This is a genomic window from Stackebrandtia soli (assembly GCF_965137155.1).
GTDB classification, from domain to species: domain Bacteria; phylum Actinomycetota; class Actinomycetes; order Mycobacteriales; family Micromonosporaceae; genus Stackebrandtia; species Stackebrandtia soli.
The window spans coordinates 35,436-41,435 of record NZ_CBCRZX010000038.1; the positions used below are offsets into that span (position 1 = coordinate 35,436).

6 protein-coding genes are annotated in these 6,000 nt (G+C 68.7%); 2 read left to right on the forward strand and 4 right to left on the reverse strand.

The window, feature by feature from the left end:
* Nucleotides 1–100: 100 nt before the first annotated feature.
* The 3 genes from ACM9NP_RS18610 to ACM9NP_RS18620 are packed head-to-tail and all read right to left on the reverse strand — an operon-like array spanning nucleotide 101 to nucleotide 2,950.
* A complete protein-coding gene (locus ACM9NP_RS18610) occupies nucleotides 101–874 on the reverse strand; it encodes an ABC transporter ATP-binding protein (protein WP_415648013.1) in 774 nt (257 codons plus the stop codon).
* Nucleotides 875–881: 7 nt separating this feature from the next.
* Nucleotides 882–1,907, reverse strand: coding sequence for a FecCD family ABC transporter permease (locus ACM9NP_RS18615; protein ID WP_415648014.1), 1,026 nt, complete (start codon nucleotides 1,905–1,907; stop codon nucleotides 882–884).
* Nucleotides 1,904–2,950 (reverse strand): FecCD family ABC transporter permease, encoded by a 1,047-nt coding sequence (locus tag ACM9NP_RS18620; protein WP_415648015.1) that lies wholly within the window; start codon nucleotides 2,948–2,950, stop codon nucleotides 1,904–1,906. The genes ACM9NP_RS18615 and ACM9NP_RS18620 overlap by 4 nt, the downstream gene beginning before the upstream one ends.
* An 84-nt stretch (nucleotides 2,951–3,034) precedes the next feature.
* Here ACM9NP_RS18620 and ACM9NP_RS18625 point away from each other — a divergent pair, with 84 nt between their 5' ends.
* On the forward strand, nucleotides 3,035–3,985 hold the full coding sequence (locus ACM9NP_RS18625; protein WP_415648016.1) for an ABC transporter substrate-binding protein: 951 nt from the start codon (nucleotides 3,035–3,037) through the stop codon (nucleotides 3,983–3,985).
* Between the two features lie 5 nt (nucleotides 3,986–3,990).
* The gene (locus ACM9NP_RS18630) at nucleotides 3,991–4,275 is read left to right on the forward strand and encodes a DUF2218 domain-containing protein (protein ID WP_415648017.1); all 285 of its coding nucleotides are present in this window, start codon (nucleotides 3,991–3,993) and stop codon (nucleotides 4,273–4,275) included.
* Between the two features lie 69 nt (nucleotides 4,276–4,344).
* On the opposite strand, the gene ACM9NP_RS18635 is transcribed toward ACM9NP_RS18630, so the two are convergent.
* On the reverse strand, nucleotides 4,345–6,000 hold a 1,656-nt coding region (locus ACM9NP_RS18635; RefSeq protein WP_415648018.1), incomplete at its 5' end, for an ABC transporter substrate-binding protein.

The following is a 6,000-nucleotide window of genomic DNA, read 5'->3' on the forward strand; positions in this document are numbered from 1 at the left end:
GAGGGTGACTTTCCTTGCCGCTCACCGTTACTCATTCATCCAAAATGAACGCACGACGGTGCGCTCCACTGTCCATAAGTGGAGTTCTGGCTGGAGGCGATCAGATGACGCGGGGCACGACCACCGGAGCGCCGTCACCGGGCGCGGCCAGGACGTCCGCCTCGATGTCGTACAGCCGCCGAACGAGCTCGGACGTGACGACGTCGCGGGCGTCTCCGATGTCGACGACCTCGCCGCCGCGCATCGCCACGACCACGTCCGCGTAGCGCGCGGCGGCGGCCAGATCGTGGACCACCATGACGACGGTCCGGCCCGCGCGCGCGACCGATCGGACGAGCGTCAGCACCTCCACCGCGTGCCCGAGGTCCAAGGCGCTGGTCGGTTCGTCCAACAACACGACGGGTGTGTCCTGGGCGAGCACCATCGCCAGCCAACAACGCTGCCGCTGCCCGCCGGAGAGGGTTTCGAGTCGACGGTCGGCGAGCTCGGCGACGCCGGTGTCGGCGAGCGCCCGTTCACAGGCCTCGGCATCGGAGCGCGACCATTGCCGGAACAGGCCCTGATGCGGGTGCCGTCCATATGCGACGAGACCGGCGACGGTGATCGCCTCCGGCGCGACGGGCGCCTGCGGCAGCAGCCCGATGTGCTTGGCGGCCTCGCGGGGGCGCATGTTCCAGACGTCGCGATCATCGATGGCGATCGTCCCCGAGTCGGGACGGTGCAGGCGTGCCATGCAACGCAGCAGTGTGGACTTGCCGCAGCCGTTCGGCCCGACGATCGCGACGATGCTGCCCGAGGCGATCGACACATCGACACCATTGACGGCGGTGACGCCGGGGTAGGAGGCCGTAAGGCCCGAGATCCGTATATCCACCGTCTTCTCAGACCTTCCTCGACAATAGAACCCACAGTAGGAACGGGCCGCCCAGCACGCTCGTCAGGACGCCCACGGGCAGTTCGACGTCACCCACGGCGCGGCCGATCGTGTCCGCGACGACGACGAGCAGGCCACCGAGCAGGCCCGCCACGAGAATCGGAACGCCGCCGTCACCGGCGACGCGGCTGGCGATGACGGGCGCGGCCATCGCGACGAAGGCGATCGGCCCCCCGACGCCGACGGCGAGCCCGGCGAGCAGGACGGCTGCGATGAGCGCGAGCAGCCGAACGCGCGTGACGGACACTCCGAGCGTCGTCGCGGTGTCGTCGCCGAACCGCAGCAGATTCAGCCGCCGCGCCGCGATGAGCGCGACCGGCAGGACGACGGCGAGCCCGGCGGCGACCGGCAACGCGACGTCGTAGTCACGGCCGTTCAGGTTGCCGAGCGTCCACGTGTACAGGCTGCGCGCGGAGTCGATGTCCTGTTTGGCGAGGATCAGCTCCGTGATCGCGTCGATCGCCACCGACAGACCGATACCGACGACGAGTACGCGATAACCCGTCGTGCCGAGTCCGCCCGCGAGCGCGACGACGAGGGCGGCGGCGACCATGGCACCGATCGGGCCGGCCCACCACGCCCCGATCGCGCCGGACGCCGAGCCGAGCACCGTCAGCAGCACACCGACGGTCGCGCCGTCGTTGACGCCCACGAGATCCGGTGTGGCCAAGCGATTCCGGGCGAGCGTCTGAATGAGACAACCGGCGATGCCGAGCGCGGCACCGGCGACGAGTCCGGCGACGAACCTCGGCATCCGCAGTACGTGGACGATCTGGAAGGCCGCGAAGTCGCCTCCGCCGAACAGCGCCTCGACGGCCCGCCACCCGGTGGTGCGGCCGTTGCCGACGGCGACCGACGTCGCGCACGCGACGACGAGCGCGAGGACCACCCCGAGCGCGGTCAGGAGCGGTCGGACGCGCACGACGATCGACCATCGCCGGGCGCGCACGGTGAATGCGCCGGGGGGATTCACGCGGCACCTCCGGGGACGCGCAGGCTCAGCATCCGGCTGGACCGGACGATGAGGATGAGAAGTGGGCCGCCGACCGCGGCCAGCAGGACGCTGACGGGGGCCTCGTACGGCGCCAGGACGAGTCGGGCCCCCAGATCGGCGACGATCATGATGGCGGCCCCGGCGACCGCCGACAACGCCAGTTGAGCGCCGAGGCGCGGCCCGACGAGCGCTCGCGCGGCGAACGGCGCGAGCAGTCCGAGGAAACCGATCGGTCCGCACAGGCTGACGGCCGCGCCCGTGAGGAGCGTGACGGCGATCGTCGTGTAGGCGCGCGTCCGTTTCGGACTATGGCCGAGCGCGGACGCGACGTCGTCGCCGAGTCCGAGGGCGCCGAGCGGGCGCGTGAGCAGCACCGTGATGACGACGCCGACGCCGAGCGCGGGTCCGACCCAGACGACCTGCTCCAGGGTCACGCCCGACAGCGAGCCGAGGACCCAGAAACGGTAGCTGTCGTAGGTCGCGGCGCTCGACATGAGGATGAACGACGACAACCCGCGAAAGGTCGCCGAGAGCGCGACCCCGGCGAGGATGAGCCGCAGCGGCGACAATCTCGCACGGGATCCCGCCGCGATGAGGAGCACGGCACCGCTGGCCGTGAACGCCCCGAGTAGGGCGAAACCGAGGACGGCGAGCGCTCCGTCGGTCGCGAGGAAGGTGATTCCGGCGACGACGCCGAGCGCGGCCCCGGCGTTGACGCCGAGCAGCCCCGTCTCGGCGAGCGGATTGCGGGTGGCCGACTGCAGGAGGCACCCGGCGAGTCCGAGGGCCGCCCCCGCGAGCAGCGCGACGAGGGTGCGTGGGAGTCGCAGGTCGACCATGACCATGGTGAGGTGCGAATCGCCGCCGCCGTCGAGCAGAAAGCGAATTGATTCAGGTATGCCGATGTCTCCACCGCCAATGACCATCGAGGCGATCGATAGCCCACACAGGAGCAGAAACGCCAAAATGGAGAATCCCGCCGTCGTGATTCGGTGACGGGACCCGAGGGGAGTCCGTTGCATTAGGTTAGGCTAACCTAAGTTCATTCGTCACGGCGGAGCCCCTCCGTGACGGTACCGGAACCACTTCTGTAGGAGATACACCCTATGCGCCGAAACGCTTTCGCGCGACTGGCAGTCGCCGCGAGTGTGGCATTGATCGCTTTGTCCGGTTGCGGCGGCGGCGAGAAGCCCGCCGACGCCTCCGATGAGGCGGCCACTCGCACCATTGAGGACTCGACCGGTACCGAGGTCACCGTCCCGACCAAACCGGAGCGTGTCGTCGCGCTGTCCGAACAGGACCTCGACGCGGCGCTCGCGCTCGGCGTCACGCCGGTCGGAACGATCAACGGCCGCGGTCAGACCGGCCCGTCCGAGTACCTCGGCGACGCCACCGAGGGAATCGAGATCGTCGGCGACGTCGGCAAACCGACCGTCGACAAGATCCTCGAACTCGAACCCGACCTCGTGCTCTTCGGCGCGGCCATGGACGAGGAGCAGCTGGCGCAGATGCGCGAGCTCGTCCCGGCCACCGTCGTCACCTACGGCGTGGAGGACGACTGGAAGACCGCCTTCGCCAACACCGCGGACGCGCTCAACCTCGCCGACGAGGCCACCCAGTGGCTCACCGACTACGACACCAAGGTCGCCGAGGTCTCCGGCACCTTCGGCGACAACGCCGGTGCGACCGTCTCCATCGTCCGGTGGAACCCGGACGGCCCCGGAATCATGCTGCACGAGGCGTTCGCGAGCCTCGTGATCCAGGACCTCGGTCTGGTTCGACCCGAGAACCAGCAGGAGCCCGGCTTCGCCCACACCGAGCCGTTGAGTCTCGAGAACCTCAAGCGGATCGACGCCGACTGGCTGTTCGTCGGTACGCTGGTGCCCGGTAGCGAGGAGAAGCTGGCCGAGGCCAAGGAGAACCCGGCCTTCGCCGAACTCGACTCCGTCAAGAACGACCGTTTCATCGAGGTCGACGGAACCCTGTGGACGTCGCGCGGTGGCCCGCTCGGCGCCCTCCAGATCGTCGACACCATCGCCGAACACCTCGGGAGCTAGCGCACGTGTACACCTCAGTCGCCAGCGTCGCCACTGATCGCGGCGGACGCTACATCAAGCAGCTGTGCAGCCATTTCAACCAGAAGGCCGACTCGACCTTCGACGAGAAGACCGGACATACCGTCTTCGCGTTCGGCGAGGCGCGGATGACCGCCGAATCCGAGACGCTGGAACTCCAGGTGTCGGCCGAATCCGAGGAACTGCTCGGCCGCGTCGAGTACGTCGTCGCCGATCATCTCGAGCGTTTCGCCAAGCGAGACCAGCTCACCGTGACCTGGACGCGCGGCTGACCGGTTTCACGACGAGGGGCCCGGCGGTATCGCACCGCGCGGGCCCCACGTGACATCCATGATGGATTATTAGTCCTCGGCGGGTCGAAGTTCGATCAGATCGACGCGAATGGCGTTGGTGGCGCGATCCAGGACCACGCTCTCCGGGACGACCATGTCGGACAAGGCGACGGAGGTGTTCCCGTACATCAGCGGAACGACCGGCATGAGCTCGTCGAGACGCCGTTGCGCCTCGCCGAAACCGCCCGCCGCCCCCTGCACGTTTCCGGCTGCGTTGCCCTCGTCGACGAGCGCGGCGAGTTCCTCGTCGTCGACCCCGAGATACTCCTGGTAGTACTGCCGCAGAAACGATTCGGCCGTCGCCTGGTCGGGAAGCCAACTCCCGATCATCGGATACGACGGCGAGGCCATCCGTTCCAGGTAGGCGACGTAGTCCGACTCGGGTTTCAGCTCGCAGTCGACACCGAGGGCACTACTCAGCTGTCGGCACAACACCTCCGCGGTCGTCGTCTGCATCGACGACTCGAAGTGTCCGATCCGCAGCTTGGTCTTCTTTGGCCACTTGGCGTCCTTGAACGCCGCCTTCGCGCCCTCGGGATCGTGGACGCAGTTCTCGCACGACCCCTCCAGGGCCCCCGGCAGCATCGGCGGGACGAAGCCGTCGGCCGCCGTCGCGGCGGAACCGAAGGCGCCCGTCAACTCGGCGCGGTCGATCGCACCCGAAATCGCCTCGCGGATCGCGGTCTTCTTGTACGGCTTCTCATCCGGCAGGACGAGTGACGTCAAACGGGACGACGGCAGTGTGACCGTCGACGGGACCTCCGCCAGGTCTCGTTCCTCGGAGACGACCATGTCGGCGTCGTTGGAGGCGAGCATGGCGAGGAAGCGCTCCTGGTCGTCGCCGAACGTGAACTCGATGCCCCCGTACTGGACCGGACCGTCGTGATGCTCCTTCCAGGCCGTCAACCGCAGTGACTCGCCCGGCGCCCACTCGCTCTGCATGTGGAACGGCCCGTTGCCGATGGCGAGGTGCGCGCACGCGTCGACGGACGTCACGCAATCGTCGGGGAGCGGGGCGAACGCGGGGTCCGCCAGCGCGATCGGGAAGGTCGACCACGGCTCCGCCAGCTTGACCGTCAGCTCCGTGTCCGAGGTGGCGGTCACGCCGATGATGCCCGACCCGTATCCCTCGAACATCGAGAACTGGTACTGGCCGTACTGGTTGTGGCTGGGATTCGCCGTGAACTCCCACGCGTCGACGAAGGATTGGGCCGTCACCGGATCGCCATTGTGGAATGTCATGCCGTCGCGCAACGTGAACGTCCACGACTGCTGATCGCTCGAGGACCAGTGCTCGGCCGCCGCCGCGACCGGTTCGCCGGTCTCTGGATCGATCCGCGTCAGACCCTCGTACAGCGCCGTGGCCAGGGAGCCGGTGCTGCCGAAGTGCGTGTTGCCGGGCAGCAGGTCGGTCGGTTCGGGCGCGGTGAATCGCAGCCATTCGCTCGTGAAGACTCGATCGGGTGCCGAGAAGGTCGCCTCGGCCGGGGAGCCCACGCCGACGACGGCGAAGGCCACCGCGACCGCCGCGAGCCCGGCGATGACGGCCGTTCCCGTCCACAGACCCGTTCTGCCGGAACGCTTCGGCGGCGGTGTCGGAGCGATGCGGCTCGGCCACCCGGTGCCGGGGTGAGGTGGCGGCGCCGCGAACGCCGGGGGCGGGGG

Coding starts and splice junctions, on each gene's coding strand:
- ACM9NP_RS18620 (WP_415648015.1), bottom strand. CDS start 2,950: ATGCAACGGACTCCCCTCGGGTCCCGTCACCGAATCACGACGGCGGGA.
- ACM9NP_RS18625 (WP_415648016.1), top strand. CDS start 3,035: ATGCGCCGAAACGCTTTCGCGCGACTGGCAGTCGCCGCGAGTGTGGCA.